The organism is Dinoroseobacter sp. PD6, from assembly GCF_028807315.1.
Lineage (GTDB): Bacteria > Pseudomonadota > Alphaproteobacteria > Rhodobacterales > Rhodobacteraceae > Dinoroseobacter > Dinoroseobacter shibae.
Genome location: NZ_JARAMN010000006.1, coordinates 104,382 through 123,340, shown reverse-complemented (window position 1 = coordinate 123,340; position 18,959 = coordinate 104,382). Strand labels below are relative to the sequence as shown.

Below are 18,959 nucleotides of genomic sequence, written 5' to 3'. Positions count from 1 at the left end.
CTGCGGCGCGACGTCGTTGATTGCGCGCCAAAGTGCTCCGGCAACGCGGGCTAACGCGCAAGTGCTCCGCTGAGGGCCGGATAAAGCGCCAGGTAACGAGCGTAGATCTCTTCATAGGCCTGCACGGCTTTCGGATTCGGCTCTATCACGCGACCGGGTTTGACCATCGCCGCGATACCCTCGTCTATGGTCGCGAAGTATCCCGCGCCATGAGCGGCGAGGATCGCCGACCCAAGCGTCGGCCCGTCGGTTGAGGCCGGGATACGCACCGGGATGCCCGCCGTGTCCGCATGGATCTGCATGAAAAGGTCGGAGTTGGTCGCCCCACCGCCCGCAACCATTTCACTGCCCTCGTATCCGCCCTTGGCGAAGGAATCGAGGATCGCGCGGGTGCCCATCGAGATACCCTCCATGATCGCACGGAAGACGTGATGCGGCTCATGCGCTAGGGTCAGCCCGGTGATCGCCCCACGCGAGCGCGCGTCGGTGTAAGGTGTCCGGTTGCCCTGGAAATGGTCCTGCACGATCAGCCCTTCGGACCCCGGCGGCAGCGCGGCGGCCTTGCGGTTCATCTCGTCGATATCGAACTCGCCACCCACGAAGCGACGTAGCCAATTGATGATCGAGCCGGTGGAGGTCTGGCCGCCTTCGACGATATGACGACCCGGGTAGACGATATCGGCATAGGCCCCCCACATGCCCGGCGCGTGAAAGGGCTTCTCCGTCACTCCGAATTGCAGGTGCGAAGACCCGGTGATCAGGCACAGCTGACCCGGTTGCGACACACCGAGGCCGATCATGCCGATCAGGGCGTCCGCTCCTCCTTGCACAAGCTTGGTCTTGGGTGTCAGGCCCAGCGCCTCGGCGGCATCGGGCGTCAGGCTGCCAACCACCTCGCCGGGGGCCGCAACGCGCGCAGGCCATTTCTCGACCAGATCGGGCATGCCCAGTGCGGTCACGAGGCTTTCCGCCCAGCCGCCATCGCGGTTGGCATAGTGCCAGCGCAACCCGACATTGTTGAGCGATGCGCAGCGCTCCCCGGTCAGCCGAAGCGTGAGGTAATCCTGATACTCGCAAATCGTCGCGGCAGCATCGTAGACATCCGGCTCATTGCGCTTGATCCAGAGCGCCTTGGGAATCATCCACTCGGCCGATACCGGTCCGGCCCCGTCCGAATTCAGCCGAAGGCGCGCATCGCCCGTGGCGAGGACCGCTTCCGCCTCCTCGTCGGCGCGCACATCCATCCACAAAAGCGCAGGGCGCAGCGGCTTGCCCGCCTTGTCGAGCGCGACAACTGTGCAAGAGGTCGTGGCATAGGCCATTGCATCGATCTGCTCCCCTGAAAGGTCGGCCTCGCCCAGAGATGCACGGGATGCCTTGCACAGGCAGGTCCACCAGTCCTCGGGGTTCTGTTCGGCCCGGGCACCTGGGGAAAACGTCGTCTCGTAAGGTTCCGCATGAGAGGCGACACACACGCCGTTTATATCGTAGATTCGGACACGCAGGCTTTCGGTTCCCCCGTCCGCCGCCAGAAAATACGCCACGCTCCTATCCTCCCTCGGTCTGCGCCGTGTCACGGTGCCGCGATAATCGACGCGACCTCCTCCGTCGCGTCCCAGTGCGGCATATGTCCGGCCTCCAGCATGTGACAGGCCACGGCAGGCGGCAAGTGAAACGCGTGATCGCGCGGAATGATCTGGTCGGAGAGCCCGAAGATCGCCCGGACCGGTATCTTGCCTGCCAGGCTGCGCAGCGGAGCGATCGTGTCGATCCGCTGCACATCAGCGCGCGCCGCCGCCGCCGCCAAGGCTGAAAGCCGATCTCCCTGCAACTCCCGAGACAGGGCCTCCAGGGCGTGATTGTCCAACTCTGCCGCTTTCCGACCCAGGAGCCGCATTAGATGGGCCAACTCGCCAACGCTGGGCGCGGCCGCCATGCCGGACAGAAAGGCACCGTTGATCTCGATCCCGCACCCTGCCGGAGTAAGCAGCGTGAGCCGGGCAACCCGGGACGGAACGCGCAGTGCAGCCCGGGCCGCGACATGCGCGCCAAGAGAGTGCCCCACAAGCTGAACCGGCTCCGGTTGGCTTGCAAGGTCCGCGGCAAGCCAGTCGACAAGCGCCTCGATACTTCCGGCGTCAACCCGATTGCGCCCGTGTCCGGGCAGATCAGGCGCACTCGATGTAATGCCCGCGCGTTGCAGGCTGGCCCGCAGGGCGGCCCAGTTCGAACCGAGTCCGGCGAAGCCATGCACGCAATAGACGGATGCCGTCGCCCCGGGCGCTGCCTGGATCACCGCTGGTGTCGATGCACCTTCTTTCAGCATAGCGCGCACATCGCCCGCTTCTATTCGCCCGCGACGTCCTGTGCCGGTCACCTGGGAAAGCGCAATATGGTTCTCTCTGGCGATCCGACGCGCCAATGGCGTGGCCCGAAGACGTGCTGCATCAGGTGAGACGGGCGCTTGCGCCGCGGTGCCCGCCACTTCCGAAGGAGAGGCCCCGGGGGAAGATGCAGCGGCGTCCGGCTCTTCCACATTGTCCCACGCATCGCGTGTTTCAATCACCGCAATCGGCGTGCCGACTTCAACCACGTCACCGGGGCCGACAAGTGTTTCCATCAGTATGCCATCGCCCAACGCCGGGTATTCCACCATTGTCTTGTCGGTCTCGACCTCGAGCAAAGGATCGCCGCGCTTGAAGCTCTGTCCGGGCTGGACCAGCCAGTCAGCGATGGTCGCTTCTTCCATCGTCTCGCCCAGTCGCGGCATCGGCAGCGTCAACCTGGCCGGAGAACTCATGCGAACATCTTCCGCGCAATGTCCACGATCAACTCCGGCGTTGGCACCGAATTCTGCTCCAGCAGCGGTGACACCGAGATCGGAATATCCTCCCCCGCAACGCGCACCACGGGTTCTTCGAGGAAATCGAAGCATTCCTCCGTGATCCGCGCCGACAGTTCGGCCGCCACCCCACAGGTCATCACCCCTTCGGAAACCACCATTGCGCGCCCGGCGGCTTCAACGAGGGGGCGGATCGTGTCGAAATCAAGCGGGTTGAGTGTGCGCAGATCGACAACCGTGACATTGATGCCATGGGCACCGGCCAAGGTTTCGGCAGCCTCCAAGGCATGGTGCACCTGCCGCGAATAGGTGACGATGACCAGATCGTCGCCCTCGCGCAGAACCGTCGCCTCGCCCCAGCCGGCAGGCGCGGCATCGGGGTCGAGGGCGCCCTTCATGGTGTAGAGACCCTTGTGTTCGATGAAGACAACGGGGTCGGGCTGCTGCAACGACTGGCGCAGCAGGTGATACGCGTCCTCGACCGTGGCAGGCATGGCAAGCCGAAGGCCCGGCGTGTGCATGATATACCCTTCGAGGCTTTGACTATGCTGTGCGCCTGCAGATCGCCCCGTGCCGCCCTGGGTCCGCAGCACCATCGGGACACCGATCTGTCCGCCGAACATGTAGCGGATCTTGGCCGCCTGATTGGCAAGCTGATCCATCGTCATGCCGATGAAATCCACATACATCAGTTCGGCGACCGGGCGCAGACCAGTCATCGCAGCCCCCACGGCCGCACCGACGATGGCTGCCTCGGAAATGGGCGTATCGATCACCCGCTCCGGCCCGAACTCCTTGATCAGGTCCTTGGTCACCCCATAGGCCCCACCGTAGCGCCCGACCTCCTCGCCCATGACGATGACGTTTTCGTCTTTGGTCATGGCTTCGGACAACGCGAGGCGCAGAGCGTCGCGATAGGTTGTCTGCTGCACGGCCATTACCGCGGCTCCTGTGCCAGAATGCGGTCGAGACGGGTGCGCACAGGCTCCGGCTCCGGCTGCGACGGGGCATAAACATCACGGAACATCGACTGCATCTGCGGTTCGTTGCCTGCAACGGCAAAGTCGATGGATCCGTCCATTTCGGAGGCCACCCTCGTGTCCAGCGCATCGAGCTCGGCCTCCGACATCAATCCGCCGGAGATCAGTTTGTCGCGTGCTCGAAGCACCGGGTCCTTCTTGCGGCCCTCTGCCTCTTCGGCTTCGTCCCGGTAGGGCGACTTGTCTTTGCGGGCGTGGCCGAAGAACCGGTAGCAATCGATCGACAGAAACGCGGGTCGACCCGCACGGGCGCCCGCAATCAAGTCTGCCGCGGCATCGGCCACATCCTCGACATCTAGGCCATCGACCGTGCGCGCCGCCAGACCGAAGGCCGCGGCACGTTCGTGCAGGTTGGGGTTTGCCGTGGCCTGATCAATGCGCGTCCCCATCCCGTACTGGTTGTTGATGCAGACGAAGATCACCGGCAGCTTCCACAACGCGGCCATGTTCATGCTTTCGTACAAGATGCCCTGGCCCGTTGCGCCATCTCCGAAAAAGGCGACCGAAATGGCGCCGCTCTTCTTGTGCCGTGCAGACAGACCTGCCCCGACGACCGCCGGAATACCGCCCCCAACGATGGCATTGGCCCCAAGATGGCCCAGCCCCATATCCGCAATGTGCATGGAGCCGCCCTTGCCGTGGCAATAGCCGCTTTCCTTGCCCGCGATCTCGGCCATCATGCGGTCAGGGTCGGCCCCGCGAGCGAGAAAAATTCCGTGACCCCGGTGATGGGTTGTGAACGTATCACCGTCGCGCATATGTGCGCAGACCCCGACGGCGGCGCTTTCCTCGCCAATCGACAGGTGCAGCATGGACCCCGCCGATTTGCCGCGCACAAACAGTTCTCCGACACGCTCCTCGAATGTCCGCACCCGGCGCATGTCTTCATAAAGCTGTGGCAGCGTCGTGTTCTTCATTCTCGTAGTCTCCCGGGTCCGGTCAGATGAGACCGTATTGACACGCCTTGTTGCGCAAAAAGGGCAGGCCGTTTTCCATCACCTCCGCCTCGCCGGAGGCAACGGGCCGCCAGACCGAAAGCCCTTCGGCGATCTCCGCGGGCATGTTGATGAAGCTCTCCATTGCCAGACCGCCCTTGAATCCGACCGCCCGCAGGGCGCTGAAGATCTCGTCCCAAGCGATGGTACCGGCCCCGGGCGTGCCACGGTCGGACTCCGACAGGTGGATGTAGCGCAGGTGCTCACGCGCATCGATGATGCCTTGCGCGATGCCCTTTTCCTCGATGTTCATGTGATAGGTGTCGAGATGGACGAACATGTTCTCCGCCCCGATGCGCTCGATCATCTCGACGGCCTGCCAGCCGGTGTTGAGCAAATGGGTCTCGTATCGATTGACCGGCTCGATCCCGAACAACAGCCCGAGAGATCTGGCATGTCGCGCGGCCCGTGTCAGGGCATCTGCGACATTGTCCATCTCGGCCCGCGTCGGAGGCTTGCCCGATCGCTCCCCGATGCCGCCATAGACCACGCCGGACAACGCCTCAGCCCCCATGGCCGCGCATTTGTCCAGCGCAATAGTCAGGAAATCGACAGCACCTTCGGGATTGCGCGATGCCCAGACCTCCTGCGGCAGGCCAAGCGAACAGACCGCGCGCATCCCGGCCGCCTCGAGAACCGAACGGCTGTGTTCAGCATCGACATTTGGCGGGTCCAGAAGCGCGATTTCCAGAAAATCCATGCCATAGGCCCTGGCCTTCGCGACCGCCTTCTCGCAACCGGCCTGGTCCCATGTCATGGTCCACATGCTCGTATGAACGCCGAAACCTTCCATTACACCCCCACATGCTCACTTGCTGTGACCAACTTGGTGGCGAGCCCCTCATCGATCAGCAGTTTCCTCACGAAGCCGGCCCGCAGCACCGCCAGCGTTGCCGTCAGCTTGCCCGCGCCACCGGCCAGCAGAACCGTGTCCATCGCGCCCATGTCCTGCGGTTGCACACATGGCGTGCAACGGTTCAGTTCGATATCTGCCACGGAGCCATCGGCCTTGTAGAAAACGCCGCAGCAATCCCCGACCACATCGGCATCGCGCAATTGCTGGATCTGCGCCGGGGTAAAGATATCGCTGTCGAACAGGATCGCGCCCTCGCGGCATTCTCCGACGCTCATCAACGCATGATCGGCCTTGCGGGCGACACTCATCGCTTCGCGGACCAGACGCTGTGACATGATGCCAGCGCAGGCATCTGCACTGTCGGTCACGAACGGCGCTGGCATCAGGATCGCGCGACCGCCGGTCTGGGCGGCCAGTCGCACGCAGACGTCGCCCGGTGCGGTATGCGAGGCATAGGTCACCGACCCCATAAGCGACACGAATGTCAGGCCCGGATGGCGAACGCCGGTCACATTGTCCGCCATGGCAGACAGGGTCCGCCCCCAGCCCAAACCGATGGTGGCCTGACTGTCGGACGCGGCAATGCGGGAAAGGTACCCGCTGGCCAGGATAGCAACAGCGTTGCGCGACAAGACTTCGTCGCCGCTATCTGCGCCGATCGGCGCCACCTGCACCTCTTGCAGCCCGAAGGCTGTGACCAGTCTGTCGGCCAGCGACAAGGCCCGTGATGTGCGATGCTCGACCGCGATTCGCACCAGCCCCTGGTCGCGCGCATCCGCAAGCATGCGCAGAACCTTGAACCGGGAAACCCCCAGCCGCTTGCTGACCTCCTGTTGGCTCAGATTGCCCACATAATACAACCAAGCCGCCTGTGCGATGTCATCATCAGCCTGGCGTTTCTGCATCAACATGGCGCGTCCGGGGCCTCCCAGCTTCTTGCAGCAAAATGGCTTGACCGAGGCTTTCGTGGTTATATAGTCACAAACGTGCAGTCAATGCACAAGTGTTGAATTGGCGTCCAGCACTGCTGCTGTGTATGGTAAGGCGGACGTTCAAATCGACTTTTTGCCTGGGCTGACGGCACCCCCGCAGCCTCGGTCAAGGACCCGCAAATGCGGGCACAGGGAGGATCAGATGAAGACCAAATTCACACTTCTGGCCAGCGTGGCAATGGCGTCGTCGGCACTTTTTGCGACACAGGCGGTGGCAGACGGCCACTCCAAGGATATCGCAACCGTGGTCAAGATTGCCGGCATCCAGTGGTTCAACCGCATGGAAGAAGGCGTCAAGAAGTTTGCCGAGGAAACGGGCATGAACGCATTTCAGGTCGGCCCCGCCCAAGCAGATCCGCAGCAGCAGGTCGCGCTGATCGAGGACATGATCGCCCAGGGCGTGGACGCGCTTGCCGTCGTGCCGATGTCCCCCGAAGCACTTGAGCCGGTCCTGGGCCGCGCGATGGAAGCAGGCATAACCGTCATCACTCACGAGGCGGCTGCCCAGCAGAACACGACCTATGACCTCGAGGCCTTCGTCAACGAAGACTTCGGGGCGAACCTGATGGAACAGCTTGCTACCTGCATGGGCGGCGAGGGCGAGTACGCAGTTTTCGTCGGATCGCTGACCTCCCAGACCCACAACCAGTGGGTAGATGGTGCCATCGCCTACCAAGAGGCCAACTATCCGAACATGACGCTGGTCGGCGACAAGAACGAGACCTTCGACGACGCCGAGCAGGCCTACACCAAGACGCAGGAGGTTTTGCGCGCGTTTCCGAACATCAAGGGCATGCAAGGCTCTGCTTCTACGGATGTCGCGGGCATCGGGCGCGCCATCGAAGAGCGCGGCATGGAAGACGCCACCTGCGTTTTCGGCACCTCCCTGCCCTCCATCGCCGGTCAGTATCTTGAAACCGGCGCAGTGGACGGTATCGGGTTCTGGGATCCTGCGGTTGCAGGCGAGGCCATGAACAAACTCGCCGTGATGGTGATGAACGGCGAGGAAGTTACCGACGGCATGGACATTGGACTGCCGGGCTATGAGAGCGTTTCGCTCGATGGCAAGGTCATCTACGGCCAGGCATGGGTAAATGTCGATGCGGAAAACATGAGCGAATACCCGTTCTGATCCCCTGACCGAAAGGGGGCGGCGAATGCGCCGCCCTCATCCTTGTGAATGCCCTAAAATCAAGTTGGTTGTTCATGTCTTCAGACCATGACACCGCGTTCATCGATCTGCGTGCGATCACCAAGCGCTACGCGGGTGTGACGGCGCTCGACTCGGTCGATTTCACCGTGCAACCCGGCGAGGCGGTCTGCCTTGCAGGTGAAAACGGCTCCGGCAAATCGACCCTGATCAAGATAATCTCGGGCGTCGAGCCTGCGACCGCAGGCACCGTTCGAATTGCTGGCCAAGAGCATGTCACCCTCAACCCGCGGATTTCAGCGGCGGCGGGCGTGATGGTGATCTTTCAGGATTTCTCATTGTTCCCCAACCTGACCGTGGCCGAGAACATCGCATTCACCACGCAGCTTTCGACTCGCCAGCGCCTGTTCAAGTTCCGCGCGGTGCGCGACATCGCCCGCGCCGCGCTGGACCGGATCGGCGTTCAGATCGACCTCGACGCACGGGTCGAAACACTGCCGGTGGCGCAGAAGCAACTGGTCGCGATCTGCCGCGCGTTGGCATCCAAGGCCCAGTTGATCATCATGGATGAGCCCACCACCGCGCTCACCGAGAAAGAGGTGCGGCGCCTTCAGGGGATCATCCGGATGCTCAAGGAGGAAGGCGTCGCGGTGATCTTTGTCAGCCACAAGCTGGCAGAAGTGCTGGAGGTGTCCGAAAAGGTTGTGGTTCTGCGCAATGGCAAGAAGGTTGCGGAAGGCCCGGCCTCGGAGTTCGACACCCAATCCCTGACCTATCATATGACCGGCCGTGACGTACCCGAGGTGCCGCCCAGCGACGTCGCCGCAGGCGCGCAAACGCTCATGCAGGTGCAGGGACTTGGCAAGGCGGGCTCCTTTTCCGATATCAGTTTCGAACTCAGAACCGGAGAAGTGCTGGGGATCACAGGGCTTCTGGGCTGTGGTCGCACTTCGGTTGCCAAGGCACTCTTCGGTCTGGTCACCCCGGACGCAGGCAGCATCCTGGTCGACGGCAGCCCTGTGCCCCTTGGCGATCCGCAGGCCGCGTCGCTGGCCCGGATCGGCTATGTGCCCGAAGACCGCCTGACCGAGGGCTTGTTTCTGAGCCAGTCCATTCTGCGCAACGTCGCGGTCGGGCGGCTCGATGCGCATACGAGCGGCGGTTTTCTCGACATGGCGGGGCTTGCAAAGGAAGCCTCCGACTGGCTGCGCCGGCTCAAGGTCAAGGCCCCGGATGTCGAGGCCCCGGTTAAGTCCCTCTCTGGTGGCAACCAGCAGCGCGTTGCCCTCGCTCGGTGGTTGTCGCGGGCACCAAGGGTGCTCATCCTGAACGGGCCTAGTGTTGGTGTCGATGTGGGCTCGAAGGCAGACATTCACGACATCATCCGCGACCTCGCACGGGAAGGCATCGGAGTTATCGTGATCTCGGACGACTTGCCCGAGCTTCTGGCCACCTGTCACCGGGTCCTCGTGATGCGGGAGGGCCGCATCATCGACGCCCTCGAAGGCACGGCGCTTACCGAAGACGACCTTGCCCACAGGCTTGCCTCATGACCGGTTGGCTCCCCAAGGATTTCTGGACCCGCAACGAAACGCTGGTGGCCGGTGTGATCATGCTGTTCTGCATTGTCGCGACCGTTTCGGACCCACGATTTCTGACCATCACCACCGTTTCCGACCTGCTGCGCGCTTCCATTGTAATCGGGATCCTCGCCGTCGGCGCGATGCTGGTGCTGGTGTCCGGTGGGATCGACGTTAGCTTTACCGCCATCGCCGTGTTCGCGATGTACTCGTCAACCGTGTTGTCGCTTACCATCTGGCCCGAGATACCCTGGCCCGTGATCTTCGTGATTTCAGTTGTGTTCGGCGCTGCATTAGGGGCGATCAACGGATTCTTCATTGCCTTTCTGGGTCTTCCCACGCTGATCGTGACACTGGGCACCCTGTCGATCTTTCGCGGCTTTCTGCTGACCTTCATCGGATCACAGCGGATCTCGGACCTGCCCCCGTCGATGCGTGATTTTTCACGCGGCGTGATCGCGAGAGGCACCACCGAGGCGGGGAATTTCTATTCGATCCCCTGGGCGGCGCTGGCGCTGCTGTTTGTGATCGTGCTGACCTGGTTCATTCTCAAAAAGACCATGCTGGGGCGGTCGATCTATGCCATCGGCGGCTCGGTCGAAAGCGCAAGGCGCATCGGCATTAACGTCAAGTGGACCCAGTTTTTCGTCTATGTCTATGTCGGGGCCCTGGCCGGTCTGGCCGGGATTATTCACGGCTCCGTGGGGCGCATGGCCGATCCATTCTCCCTGGTCGGGCTCGAGTTGTCGGTCATCGCGGCCGTGGTTCTGGGCGGTGCGCGCCTGATCGGCGGGTACGGCACGCTCACGGGCACGATGCTCGGCGTCGCGTTGATCGTGATCGTGCAGAACAGCCTGATCGTCATCGGCATCCCGACCACATGGCAATCAGTCACGATCGGCATCCTGATCCTGCTCGGAACGGGCGTTCCTGCCTATCGTGCCAAGCGGGCGGCGGCACAAGCTGGATGAGGTTTTCCTGCCAATGAACACATCTGTGAAAGACTTCACCGCCAGCCCGGAGTTCCGGTTGCTGATCATCATGGTTTTTGTCTTCGGCTTGATGTCAGTCCTGTCGCCGGATCGCTTTCTGTCATCTCAGAACCTGACCTCGATGGCGTTTCAGTTTCCCGAGTTCGCGATCCTCGCACTGGCCATGACCATCGCCATGATGACCGGCGGGATCGACCTCTCGGTGGTGGGCATCGCCAACCTGTCGGCGGTTGTCGCCGCACTGATCCTCACCCATTTTTCGAATGCCGAAATGCCCGCCGCGCAATCCGCGATCTGGCTCGCAATCGCGATCACCGCAGCGCTGTGCATCGGGGCGATTGCCGGTTTGATCAACGGATCGCTGGTGGCATTCTTCGGCCTTCCGCCCATTCTCGCCACCCTGGGATCCGGTCTTGTGTTTACCGGTTTTGCCATTGCGATGACCGGTGGCAGCGCAGTCATGGGCTTTCCCGACACGGTCGCCTTGATCGGAAACGCGACCTTGGCGGGTGTGCCTGTCCCTCTCATCCTGTTTGCGGTTCTGGCGTTCCTGCTGCACCTGGTCCTGACCCGCACCGCCTTCGGATTGCGCGTGACGATGTACGGGGCCAATCCGCTCGCGGCGCTTTATGCCGCCATCGACATCAACCGCATGCTGCTCAAGGTCTACGTGATCGCCGGGATGTTCGCGTCGGTTGCCGGGCTCATCATAATGAGCCGTGCCAATTCAGCGAAGGCCGATTACGGGTCTTCCTACCTGCTGCTGGCGGTTCTGATCGCCGTGCTGGGCGGGGTGAACCCCTATGGTGGCTATGGTCGCGTCATTGGCGTGGTGTTGGCGGTGCTGTCTATGCAGTTCCTGTCCAGCGGCCTGAACATGCTTGGGGTGTCAAATTTCGCACGCGAGTTGATCTGGGGCGCGCTGCTAATCCTCGTCATGGTGATCAACACCCATGCCGTGACCGCCCTGCGCAGTAGCCTGAAGCCACCAAAATAAACCATCCGTCCAGAGCGGGAGGAGGACATGATGAAAAAGATACTTAACAAGCCGGAAGACTATGTCGACGAGATGCTGGCGGGGCTGATCGCCGCGCATCCGGAATACTACCGCCTGCACGGCGATACCGGCAAGGTCGTGGCCCGCGCCAACCCGGGCAAGGACGGCAAGGTCGGGATCGTGACCGGCGGTGGGTCCGGCCACCTGCCGGTCTTTACCGGCTATGTGGGCGAAGGATTGCTCGACGCCTGCGCGATCGGGGATGTCTTCGCCTCGCCCTCAGCCGAACAGATGGCCGATGCGATCCGCGTGGCCGACAGCGGTGCTGGCGTGCTACGCCTATATGGCAACTACGGCGGCGATGTAATGAACTTCGATATGGCCGGAGAGCTGGTGGAGTTCGACGACATCACCTGCACCACGGTGCTATTGGCCGATGACGTGGCCTCTGCCCCGCCAGCAGAAGCCGAAAAACGCCGCGGTGTCGCGGGCATGGTCTACGCCTTCAAGATCGCCGGGGCCGCCGCCGAGGAAGGCCGTGACCTGGATGGCGTTACCGCCGTGGCCCAGAAAGCCGCGGATGCCTGCCGCTCCATCGGTGCGGCGCTGTCACCCTGCACGGTGCCACAAGCGGGCAAACCCACCTTCGAGATCGCCGAAGACGAAATGGAAATGGGCATGGGCATTCATGGCGAACCCGGCGTCTGGCGCGGCAAGCTGCAGACCGCCGATCAGATCGCCGAAGAGATGATGGACAGGCTTCTCGCCGATATGCCGATCGGCAATGGCGACCGCGTGTCCGTGATGGTGAACTCCCTCGGAGCGACACCGCCCGAAGAACTCTACATCCTCTACCGCAGGGTAAAGGCCCGGCTCGAAGCTGCGGGCGCACGCATCGTCATGCCGCTGGTCGGGCGTTACGCCACGTCGATGGAAATGGCGGGCGTGTCCTTCACCCTGTGCAAGCTGGATGACGAACTTGAGAAGTTGCTTCTGGCACCGTGCGACTGCGCGTTCTGGAGGGTTGGATGACGATCACCCGCGATACACTTCTGGGTGCCATTGACCGCATCGCAGCCGCGATGGAGCGGGATTTCGACCTACTCAACAGTGCCGATGCGGCCCTTGGTGATGGTGATCTGGGGGTCACCATGACACGTGGCATGCGCGCGATCGTGGCGATGAAGGACGATCTGCCCGAGGATATCGGCATGGCCCTGCTGGGATGCGCCCAGGCGTTCACCAAGTCCTCGGGGTCGTCCTACGGCACGCTCATGGCAACAGGACTGATGAGCGCCGCAAAGGAACTGCGGGGTCAGCAGGAGATTGAATCGGAGAGTATTCCCGGTCTCATCGCAGGTGCGCGCGACAAGATGCAGGCACGGGGCAAGGCAGAGCTTGGCGGCAAGACGGTTCTGGACAGCCTCGACTACGTCGCCCGCACGACAGACAAGGCCGATGACAAGGCCAGCGCAGCAGCCGAGGCCGTGGACCGCGCGCTGGAGGATTTTCGCGACAAACCGGCCACGGTCGGCCGCGCCCGCATTTTCGGCGAAAAGAGTATCGGTCTGGACGATCCCGGGATGCTGGCGATGCAGTCGGTGATCAGGGCCGCCGTGGACAAATAGGCGCTCGGGCGCCTGGCGCTCAGGGCATCAGGGCGATCTCGCCGACCGTCCGGTGCAGCCTTGCAGAACCATCTCGACCCGGTCGCGCACTGACACGCGCGGCAAGACCCGTCCATCGTATCCCAACGCGTCCAGAGCGTGCGTTATACGATGATACTCCTGCACCGCCGTGTTGAAATCGTGTCGGCGCTCGGCGTCTTGGCCAAAGATCTCTTCCCACGGCAGCACCACGAAAACACGGCCCGCATAGGCACGAGCCGCACCCAGTGTCTCCCGGATGGACGGGCCGCCCGAATGCTCCAACGCGACCGCGGCGTCGACGATGCCCCGGTCGAAGAATACAAGACCCTCATGCCCCGTAGCCCGTTGCAGATCCGATTGCGCCATCTCGACGGCGCGCCGCGCGAACGCCCCCATGTCCAACCAAGGCAAAGCAGTGCCACCCTTGGCAATTTCATCTGCGACGATGCGTCGACCCGGTTCTTCCACGATGGCGAAACCCTTGGCGCTCAGCTATTGCAGGACTGTTGATTTTCCACCGCCAGAGCACCCGGTTAGCAAGATAAACCTGCGGCTCAATGTGTCATCCCCAGCCCTTTCTTGGCAACACCCGCCCCAGGAGCGCGCCGTGGCGAAACGGGTTCACACAAGGCCTTCGCCACTCAGACCAATGGGTCTTCGCCGCCATAATGGCGGTCCGGGTAATCGGCATGCAACGCCTGGTCGGCGGGGCTGAACCGCGGGCGGGCGAAATTGTGCTGATGCCAGTACGGATAGACCAGCGGAAGGCGACTGACATCGTTAAGGCGCTTCAATTCATCCTCCGACAGGACGACATCGACCGCGCGGAAGTTGCGCTCGAACTGATCGACGGTCCGCCCGCCGACGACCAGGGACGCTACCGCAGGCCGTGTCAGCAACCACGCCAGGGCGATCTGGGCGGCCTCGACCTGATGAGCCTCGGCGATCTCAACCAACACATCGACGATGCTCCAGAGCCTTTCCATGTCGCGGATCGGAGGCTCGTTCCAGCCCTCGGCCTGCCGCGAGCCTTCGGGCGTCTGCCTCCCGCGACGGTGTTTGCCCGACAACAGCCCGGCCGCCAGAGGCGACCAGACCAGAACCCCCAGCCCTTGGTCGACCGACAGGGGCAGAAGCTCGTATTCCGCGTCGCGCGCCTCGATCGTGTAGTGAATTTGCTGAGTGACGAAGCGGCTGGAATGGCGCGGCGCAGCGGCCAGCGATTTCATCACATGCCAGGCCGAATAGTTGGAACAGCCCGCATAGCGGATCTTGCCGTGCTGGATCAGCGTATCGAGGGCCTCCATCTTTTCCTCGACAGGGGTCAGACCATCCCATTCGTGCATGTAGTAGATGTCGATACGGTCGGTGCGCAGCCGCTTGAGGGAACGCTCGCATTCCCGGATCAGGTGCCAGCGCGAGACACCTTCGTCGTTCGGGCCATCGCCGATCGGCATACGCGCCTTGGAGGTCACGAGGATATCGTCATATCGGCCTTCCAAAACCTCGCCGAGGATCTCTTCGGACAGCCCGGTGGAGTACATGTTCGCCGTGTCGAACAGGTTGACGCCGTGGTCGATGCAACTGTCTACGAGGCGTCGCGCGTCGGTTACATCCTGGCTGGCCGTGCGGCCGAAATCACCGCGCCCGCCGAAAGTGAAGGTCCCCATAGTAATGACCGAAATCTTCAGACCGCTCCGACCCAGCGTTCGATATTTCATGATCTCTCTCCCTCCCCGTTCCGCTCTTCGGAATGACGTGGCCCGTAACTTGAGAAAGCCACCATGACTTCAGCAATCTCGGCATCCGACAGGATATGCGGCGCGCCCCCTATGCTGCTGAACAGGTAGGTGCGTGCCAGTGTCTCGAGCTCTTCCAGCCGCCAGCGAGCCTTGTCGACGGTTTCGCCTAGGACCGTCGCGCCGTGATTGGCCATTAGGCACCCATGACGGTCGGCCATGATGCGTGCCATGTTTGCGCACAGTTCAGGGCTGCCGAAAAGTGCGTAATCGGCAAGGGGCACATCATTGCCGCCGAAGGCTGCGATCATGTAGTGGCAGGCCGGGATCGATCGGCGCTGCACTGCAAGGACGCTGCAATAGGGCGGATGCGCATGCAGCACCACCGGCATGTCCGGGCGCGCCTGGTGCATTCCCTGATGAAACGGCCATTCAGATGATGGTTGCGCACCGTTGCTGTCGGGCAATCCGTCCAGCGGGATCGTGACCAAAGCGTCGGGTGTCAGGTATTCATAGGGCACACCCGACGGGGTGATCAGGATACCGCTGGCGATACGCGCCGAAATATTGCCTGACGTCCCCTGGTTGAGATGTCGTGCGTTCATCCAGAGGCAAGCATCGATCAGCGCCTGCCGTGTGGCGGTCGTATCTGTCAGCGGGGTTGCGGGTGTCATGGTGCCGTCTCCAACAGGTCTTCTGCGATGCGCTTGCTGGTTACCAGATGGGTGACAAATCCCCCCTTGATTGCGGCCTTTGCCGGAGCTGCGCGCCCCGGTCCTGCGGCAACCAAAAGCGCCATGTCCTTGCCTCGCATCTGATCAAGAGTCACTCCGATCATGCGGTCCTCGACCTCGGCCACCACCGGTTGTCCCTTAACGTCGATCAGGCGTCCGCAGATCACGCCAACTGCGCCTTTGGCGCGGTAGTCCGAGATACTGTCCGAGGTCACGATACCGCTCCGCACCACATGCGCGTCGGCATCACAGGTCCCACAAGCCAGCACCGTCTTGTTGCAACTCGCCAGCGCTTCCAGCTGTTCCCGGACCACCGGCTCGTCGCACAAAGCATCGCGCAGCGCCTTGTTCGAGAGCACGAGGGGCACATGCAAGTTGATGCATTCCCCCCCCAGACGTTGCGCCAACATCGCCGTGCAAGCCTCGGCGGCAAATCCGAGTGCCGCGGGACGTGACCCCAGAAGTTGAATGACCCTCAGATCGGGTACCGGGGCGTTAGGCACCTGCTGCGCCATCTGATAAATGGTCGCCCCCCAGGACACCCCCAAACGGTCGCCCGGCTCCAGCAAACGTGGCAGCCAGTCCGCCGCGGTCCGGGTCACCCGTGCGACGCTGGCCGCGGCCCCTTCGGGATCGAGCGGATCGTCCGGCACAACCAAGGCATCGGTCAGCCCAAAGACCGCACAAAGCTCTGCCGCCAGGCGGTGCCCTCGGAAAACATCGCTGTCGAGATGCACCCGCACCCAGCCCCTCGTGCGGGCTTCATTAAGGTAGTTCACCACCGATGCGCGGCTGATCCGCATACGTTCGGCAATTTCGGTCTGGTTCAACCCGTCATGGTAGTAGAGCCATGCCGCTTCGACAAACAGGGCGTCGTCACGCGATGCCATTCGCATCGGGTCCGCAGCGCCGCCTTTCAGCTTGCCGAGAGGACTGACCGAAAGGGGCACGGGCTATTCGGCTGCCTTGGAGAACTCGGGGAACAGACTCGCCAATCCCTCTGCGGATGCGTTGCACAAACCGCGTTCGGTAATGAGCCCCGTAACCAGCCGGTTCGGCGTCACGTCGAAGGCCGGGTTACCGCCACTTGTACCGTCGGGTGTGACCTGCACCATGCCGATCTCACCGGTCCCGGTGATCCCTTGCACGTGGGTCACCTCGAAGGCGTCGCGTTCTTCGATCGGGATCTCGGCCACGCCGTCCCTGACAGTCCAGTCGATCGTCGGCGAGGGCAGCGCCACATAGAACGGCACGCCGTTATCCCGCGCCGCCAGCGCCTTGAGGTAAGTGCCGATCTTGTTGCACACGTCGCCCTGGCGGGTGGTGCGGTCGGTGCCGGTAATCACCATGTCCACGAGGCCGTGCTGCATCAGGTGACCGCCCGCGTTGTCGGTGATGTAGGTGTGCGGCACGCCGTGCTTGCCCAGTTCCCATGCGGTCAGCGCCCCCTGGTTGCGGGGGCGTGTCTCATCGACCCAGACCTGCAAGGGGATACCCGCATCATGGGCGTGATACATGGGACTGGTCGCAGTGCCCCAATCCACCGTGGCCAGCCAGCCGGCGTTGCAATGGGTGAGCAATCGCACCGGTTCGCCTTCGGGCTTGCAGGCGGCGATTTCGCGGATCAGGGCAAGCCCGTGCTCCCCGATCCGGCGATTGATTTCGACATCTTCGTCCGCGATGTCATGGGCCAGCGTCAGGGCGGCAGCGGCCCGATCAGCTTGGGGCAATAGACGCAGCGCAGCGCGGCAACGATCCAGCGCCCAGCGCAGGTTGATCGCCGTAGGGCGGGTTTTCTCCAGAAAGCTCCAAGCCGCATCCATATTCGCATCCGAGGGGTCCTCGGCCATGGCTAGCGCCATGCCGTAAGCCGCCGTAGCCCCTATCAGGGGCGCACCGCGCACGCGCATCTGGTAGATCGCATCCGCGAAATCCTGCATCGTGGCGACCGGAACGACGCGAAAGTCATGGGGCAACCAGCGTTGGTCGATAATTTCGAGAACGTTTTGTTCGTGGTTCCACCACAAGGAACGGTAGTGTGTACCGTCGATTTTCATAGGACGTCCTTTCTATTGAAGTCCCGCGCAAGGGCGCAGACGGCCTTTGCATCGGCAAGCGTTGCGGCCGAATGGATCAACTCGGCCCCCATCAGCAGATTGCGCGCCTCCAGCGGTGCGCGCACCCGCACATCCGCGATGTCCTCGAAATCGGCATTATGCGCCAGCGAGAGGCACCGTCGATGCATCTCGATCCCGCACACCGCCCAGGCATCGCGCCAAATCTCTGCCAAAACGGCATCACAGGCCGGAGTGCTGTCCTGCCCCTGATCCTCGAACAAGGTTTGGGGATAAAGTATGCCTGTCCGCTCGCTGCGCCACAGATCGCGGAACTCGGCTTCAAAGACGGAACAGGTGTCCGCAATCACGCTGAGGATCCACTCTTGATAGGTCGCAAGGTCTTCACCGCGATGGGCGGGCTGGCTGAAATAGGCCATCAGGAAATTGGCGCAGAGCATCCCGATATCGAAGCCGAGCGGCCCGTATTGTACAAACTCCGGGTCAATCACGCGGCTATCGCTGTCGGTTGACATGATCGAGCCGGAATGCAGGTCGCCATGGACCATCGTTTCGGTGTTCGACACGAAGCGTTGCAGCGCTTGCTGCACCTTGACCTTCAAGCCGACATCGGCGCGCAACCTGGCGATGACCGGTTCAAGTCCTTCAGTGTGACTGTTCATCTCGGCATCGAAATACGGGTCGGCAAAGACCAGAGCCTCTGTGATGGCTGGGATCTCCACATTCCCTGCAAACAGGGCGACATCAGCCTTCTTTTCGGGGCTCGGCATCGACAGCTCGGATCCACGAAACGCTGTTCGGGCACAAAACCGGCCCAGAAACGCGGCCAGCCCCGCGACATGCTCCCCGGCGATCAGCTTGCGCCGCAAGATCACATGGGGGGACAGGTATTCCATGATGATCAGCGCCTGCGCCTCGTCGAAATGGTACACCGTCGGCACCGCGCCCGGGTCGCGTGCGGCCTGCCGCGTCAGCGCGTGATACTCGAAATAAGCGCGATAGAGAGGCAACGGCCAACTGTCCCCAACCAGACGGACATAGGGCAGCGCCTGCTTGACGATCACTTTTCCGCTGGGGCCACTGACGATGAAAACGAGGTTGAGATTGCCATCTCCGACCTCTTCCACCTGCCAAGCCCCCGGATCATTTCCCACACGGGACGCGAGCGCCGAGACGCCCCGGAGCCGCTCTGGCAGTGTCTCCACGGTTAAAGCTTCATACGCCGTGCCTGCGCCCATAGGCGGCCTCCCCTCGGTTGCTCTGACGCGCTGTCGAGTTGTGCGTAGTCCTCAGTTTATACTTATGTCAAATTATTTGA

At 62.5% G+C, this 18,959-nt stretch carries 18 protein-coding genes; 6 read left to right on the top strand and 12 right to left on the bottom strand.

Annotated elements, in window-relative coordinates:
* Nucleotides 1-50 precede the first annotated feature (50 nt).
* The 6 genes from PVW48_RS12065 to PVW48_RS12040 are packed head-to-tail and all read right to left on the bottom strand — an operon-like array spanning nucleotide 51 to nucleotide 6,644.
* Nucleotides 51-1,544 (bottom strand): FGGY-family carbohydrate kinase, encoded by a 1,494-nt coding sequence (locus tag PVW48_RS12065; RefSeq protein WP_274581523.1) that lies wholly within the window; start codon nucleotides 1,542-1,544, stop codon nucleotides 51-53.
* Nucleotides 1,545-1,573: 29 nt separating this feature from the next.
* Nucleotides 1,574-2,800, bottom strand: a complete 1,227-nt coding sequence (locus tag PVW48_RS12060) for an acetoin dehydrogenase dihydrolipoyllysine-residue acetyltransferase subunit (protein WP_274581522.1) — start codon at nucleotides 2,798-2,800, stop codon at nucleotides 1,574-1,576.
* Complete coding sequence (locus PVW48_RS12055) at nucleotides 2,797-3,780, bottom strand: alpha-ketoacid dehydrogenase subunit beta (RefSeq protein ID WP_012177213.1); 984 nt, start codon at nucleotides 3,778-3,780, stop codon at nucleotides 2,797-2,799. The genes PVW48_RS12060 and PVW48_RS12055 overlap by 4 nt, the downstream gene beginning before the upstream one ends.
* Complete coding sequence (locus PVW48_RS12050; protein ID WP_274581521.1) at nucleotides 3,780-4,799, bottom strand: thiamine pyrophosphate-dependent dehydrogenase E1 component subunit alpha; 1,020 nt, start codon at nucleotides 4,797-4,799, stop codon at nucleotides 3,780-3,782. The genes PVW48_RS12055 and PVW48_RS12050 overlap by 1 nt, the downstream gene beginning before the upstream one ends.
* A 22-nt stretch (nucleotides 4,800-4,821) precedes the next feature.
* Nucleotides 4,822-5,634 carry a sugar phosphate isomerase/epimerase family protein gene (locus PVW48_RS12045; RefSeq protein ID WP_274581520.1) on the bottom strand — a complete coding sequence of 271 codons (813 nt, stop codon included), beginning with the start codon at nucleotides 5,632-5,634 and terminating at the stop codon, nucleotides 4,822-4,824.
* Between the two features lie 35 nt (nucleotides 5,635-5,669).
* Nucleotides 5,670-6,644, bottom strand: a complete 975-nt coding sequence (locus tag PVW48_RS12040; RefSeq protein ID WP_274581519.1) for a sugar-binding transcriptional regulator — start codon at nucleotides 6,642-6,644, stop codon at nucleotides 5,670-5,672.
* A gap of 223 nt (nucleotides 6,645-6,867) precedes the next feature.
* Here PVW48_RS12040 and PVW48_RS12035 point away from each other — a divergent pair, with 223 nt between their 5' ends.
* The 6 genes from PVW48_RS12035 (at nucleotide 6,868) to PVW48_RS12010 (ending at nucleotide 13,072) form a co-directional block, all read left to right on the top strand.
* Nucleotides 6,868-7,857, top strand: coding sequence for an autoinducer 2 ABC transporter substrate-binding protein (locus PVW48_RS12035; RefSeq protein ID WP_274581518.1), 990 nt, complete (start codon nucleotides 6,868-6,870; stop codon nucleotides 7,855-7,857).
* Nucleotides 7,858-7,931: 74 nt separating this feature from the next.
* Nucleotides 7,932-9,428, top strand: coding sequence for a sugar ABC transporter ATP-binding protein (locus PVW48_RS12030; RefSeq protein WP_274581517.1), 1,497 nt, complete (start codon nucleotides 7,932-7,934; stop codon nucleotides 9,426-9,428).
* Nucleotides 9,425-10,426 carry an ABC transporter permease gene (locus tag PVW48_RS12025; RefSeq protein ID WP_274581516.1) on the top strand — a complete coding sequence of 334 codons (1,002 nt, stop codon included), beginning with the start codon at nucleotides 9,425-9,427 and terminating at the stop codon, nucleotides 10,424-10,426. The genes PVW48_RS12030 and PVW48_RS12025 overlap by 4 nt, the downstream gene beginning before the upstream one ends.
* Nucleotides 10,427-10,439: 13 nt before the next feature.
* Entirely contained in the window at nucleotides 10,440-11,444 is a 1,005-nt protein-coding gene (locus PVW48_RS12020; RefSeq protein WP_012177206.1) for an ABC transporter permease, read from the top strand.
* Between the two features lie 30 nt (nucleotides 11,445-11,474).
* The gene (locus tag PVW48_RS12015) at nucleotides 11,475-12,476 is read left to right on the top strand and encodes a dihydroxyacetone kinase subunit DhaK (RefSeq protein WP_012177205.1); all 1,002 of its coding nucleotides are present in this window, start codon (nucleotides 11,475-11,477) and stop codon (nucleotides 12,474-12,476) included.
* A complete protein-coding gene (locus PVW48_RS12010; RefSeq protein ID WP_274581515.1) occupies nucleotides 12,473-13,072 on the top strand; it encodes a dihydroxyacetone kinase subunit L in 600 nt (199 codons plus the stop codon). The genes PVW48_RS12015 and PVW48_RS12010 overlap by 4 nt, the downstream gene beginning before the upstream one ends.
* A 27-nt stretch (nucleotides 13,073-13,099) precedes the next feature.
* Here PVW48_RS12010 and PVW48_RS12005 read toward each other — a convergent pair whose 3' ends face one another.
* The 6 genes from PVW48_RS12005 to mtnK form a co-directional block, all read right to left on the bottom strand.
* Nucleotides 13,100-13,585 carry an AAA family ATPase gene (locus tag PVW48_RS12005; protein WP_274581580.1) on the bottom strand — a complete coding sequence of 162 codons (486 nt, stop codon included), beginning with the start codon at nucleotides 13,583-13,585 and terminating at the stop codon, nucleotides 13,100-13,102.
* Between the two features lie 149 nt (nucleotides 13,586-13,734).
* Entirely contained in the window at nucleotides 13,735-14,814 is a 1,080-nt protein-coding gene (locus tag PVW48_RS12000; RefSeq protein ID WP_274581514.1) for an aldo/keto reductase, read from the bottom strand.
* Nucleotides 14,811-15,506 (bottom strand): class II aldolase/adducin family protein, encoded by a 696-nt coding sequence (locus PVW48_RS11995; protein WP_274581513.1) that lies wholly within the window; start codon nucleotides 15,504-15,506, stop codon nucleotides 14,811-14,813. Before PVW48_RS11995 ends, PVW48_RS12000 begins: the two co-directional genes overlap by 4 nt.
* Nucleotides 15,503-16,516 carry a sugar-binding transcriptional regulator gene (locus PVW48_RS11990; protein WP_274581512.1) on the bottom strand — a complete coding sequence of 338 codons (1,014 nt, stop codon included), beginning with the start codon at nucleotides 16,514-16,516 and terminating at the stop codon, nucleotides 15,503-15,505. Before PVW48_RS11990 ends, PVW48_RS11995 begins: the two co-directional genes overlap by 4 nt.
* 3 nt (nucleotides 16,517-16,519) lie before the next feature.
* Nucleotides 16,520-17,623 carry an S-methyl-5-thioribose-1-phosphate isomerase gene (gene mtnA / locus PVW48_RS11985; protein WP_274581511.1) on the bottom strand — a complete coding sequence of 368 codons (1,104 nt, stop codon included), beginning with the start codon at nucleotides 17,621-17,623 and terminating at the stop codon, nucleotides 16,520-16,522.
* Entirely contained in the window at nucleotides 17,620-18,879 is a 1,260-nt protein-coding gene (gene mtnK / locus PVW48_RS11980) for an S-methyl-5-thioribose kinase (RefSeq protein ID WP_443112678.1), read from the bottom strand. The genes mtnA and mtnK overlap by 4 nt, the downstream gene beginning before the upstream one ends.
* Between the last annotated feature and the right edge of the window lie 80 nt (nucleotides 18,880-18,959).

What these genes read in the sequence shown, in the direction of transcription:
- mtnK (WP_443112678.1), bottom strand. Translation starts at nt 18,879, where the DNA reads ATGGGCGCAGGCACGGCGTATGAAGCTTTAACCGTGGAGACACTGCCA.
- PVW48_RS12040 (WP_274581519.1), bottom strand. Translation starts at nt 6,644, where the DNA reads ATGTTGATGCAGAAACGCCAGGCTGATGATGACATCGCACAGGCGGCT.
- PVW48_RS12015 (WP_012177205.1), top strand. Translation starts at nt 11,475, where the DNA reads ATGAAAAAGATACTTAACAAGCCGGAAGACTATGTCGACGAGATGCTG.
- PVW48_RS12035 (WP_274581518.1), top strand. Translation starts at nt 6,868, where the DNA reads ATGAAGACCAAATTCACACTTCTGGCCAGCGTGGCAATGGCGTCGTCG.
- PVW48_RS12000 (WP_274581514.1), bottom strand. Translation starts at nt 14,814, where the DNA reads ATGAAATATCGAACGCTGGGTCGGAGCGGTCTGAAGATTTCGGTCATT.
- PVW48_RS12060 (WP_274581522.1), bottom strand. Translation starts at nt 2,800, where the DNA reads ATGAGTTCTCCGGCCAGGTTGACGCTGCCGATGCCGCGACTGGGCGAG.
- PVW48_RS12045 (WP_274581520.1), bottom strand. Translation starts at nt 5,634, where the DNA reads ATGACATGGGACCAGGCCGGTTGCGAGAAGGCGGTCGCGAAGGCCAGG.
- PVW48_RS12010 (WP_274581515.1), top strand. Translation starts at nt 12,473, where the DNA reads ATGACGATCACCCGCGATACACTTCTGGGTGCCATTGACCGCATCGCA.
- PVW48_RS12030 (WP_274581517.1), top strand. Translation starts at nt 7,932, where the DNA reads ATGTCTTCAGACCATGACACCGCGTTCATCGATCTGCGTGCGATCACC.
- PVW48_RS12025 (WP_274581516.1), top strand. Translation starts at nt 9,425, where the DNA reads ATGACCGGTTGGCTCCCCAAGGATTTCTGGACCCGCAACGAAACGCTG.
- mtnA (WP_274581511.1), bottom strand. Translation starts at nt 17,623, where the DNA reads ATGAAAATCGACGGTACACACTACCGTTCCTTGTGGTGGAACCACGAA.
- PVW48_RS12050 (WP_274581521.1), bottom strand. Translation starts at nt 4,799, where the DNA reads ATGAAGAACACGACGCTGCCACAGCTTTATGAAGACATGCGCCGGGTG.
- PVW48_RS11995 (WP_274581513.1), bottom strand. Translation starts at nt 15,506, where the DNA reads ATGACACCCGCAACCCCGCTGACAGATACGACCGCCACACGGCAGGCG.
- PVW48_RS12055 (WP_012177213.1), bottom strand. Translation starts at nt 3,780, where the DNA reads ATGGCCGTGCAGCAGACAACCTATCGCGACGCTCTGCGCCTCGCGTTG.
- PVW48_RS12020 (WP_012177206.1), top strand. Translation starts at nt 10,440, where the DNA reads ATGAACACATCTGTGAAAGACTTCACCGCCAGCCCGGAGTTCCGGTTG.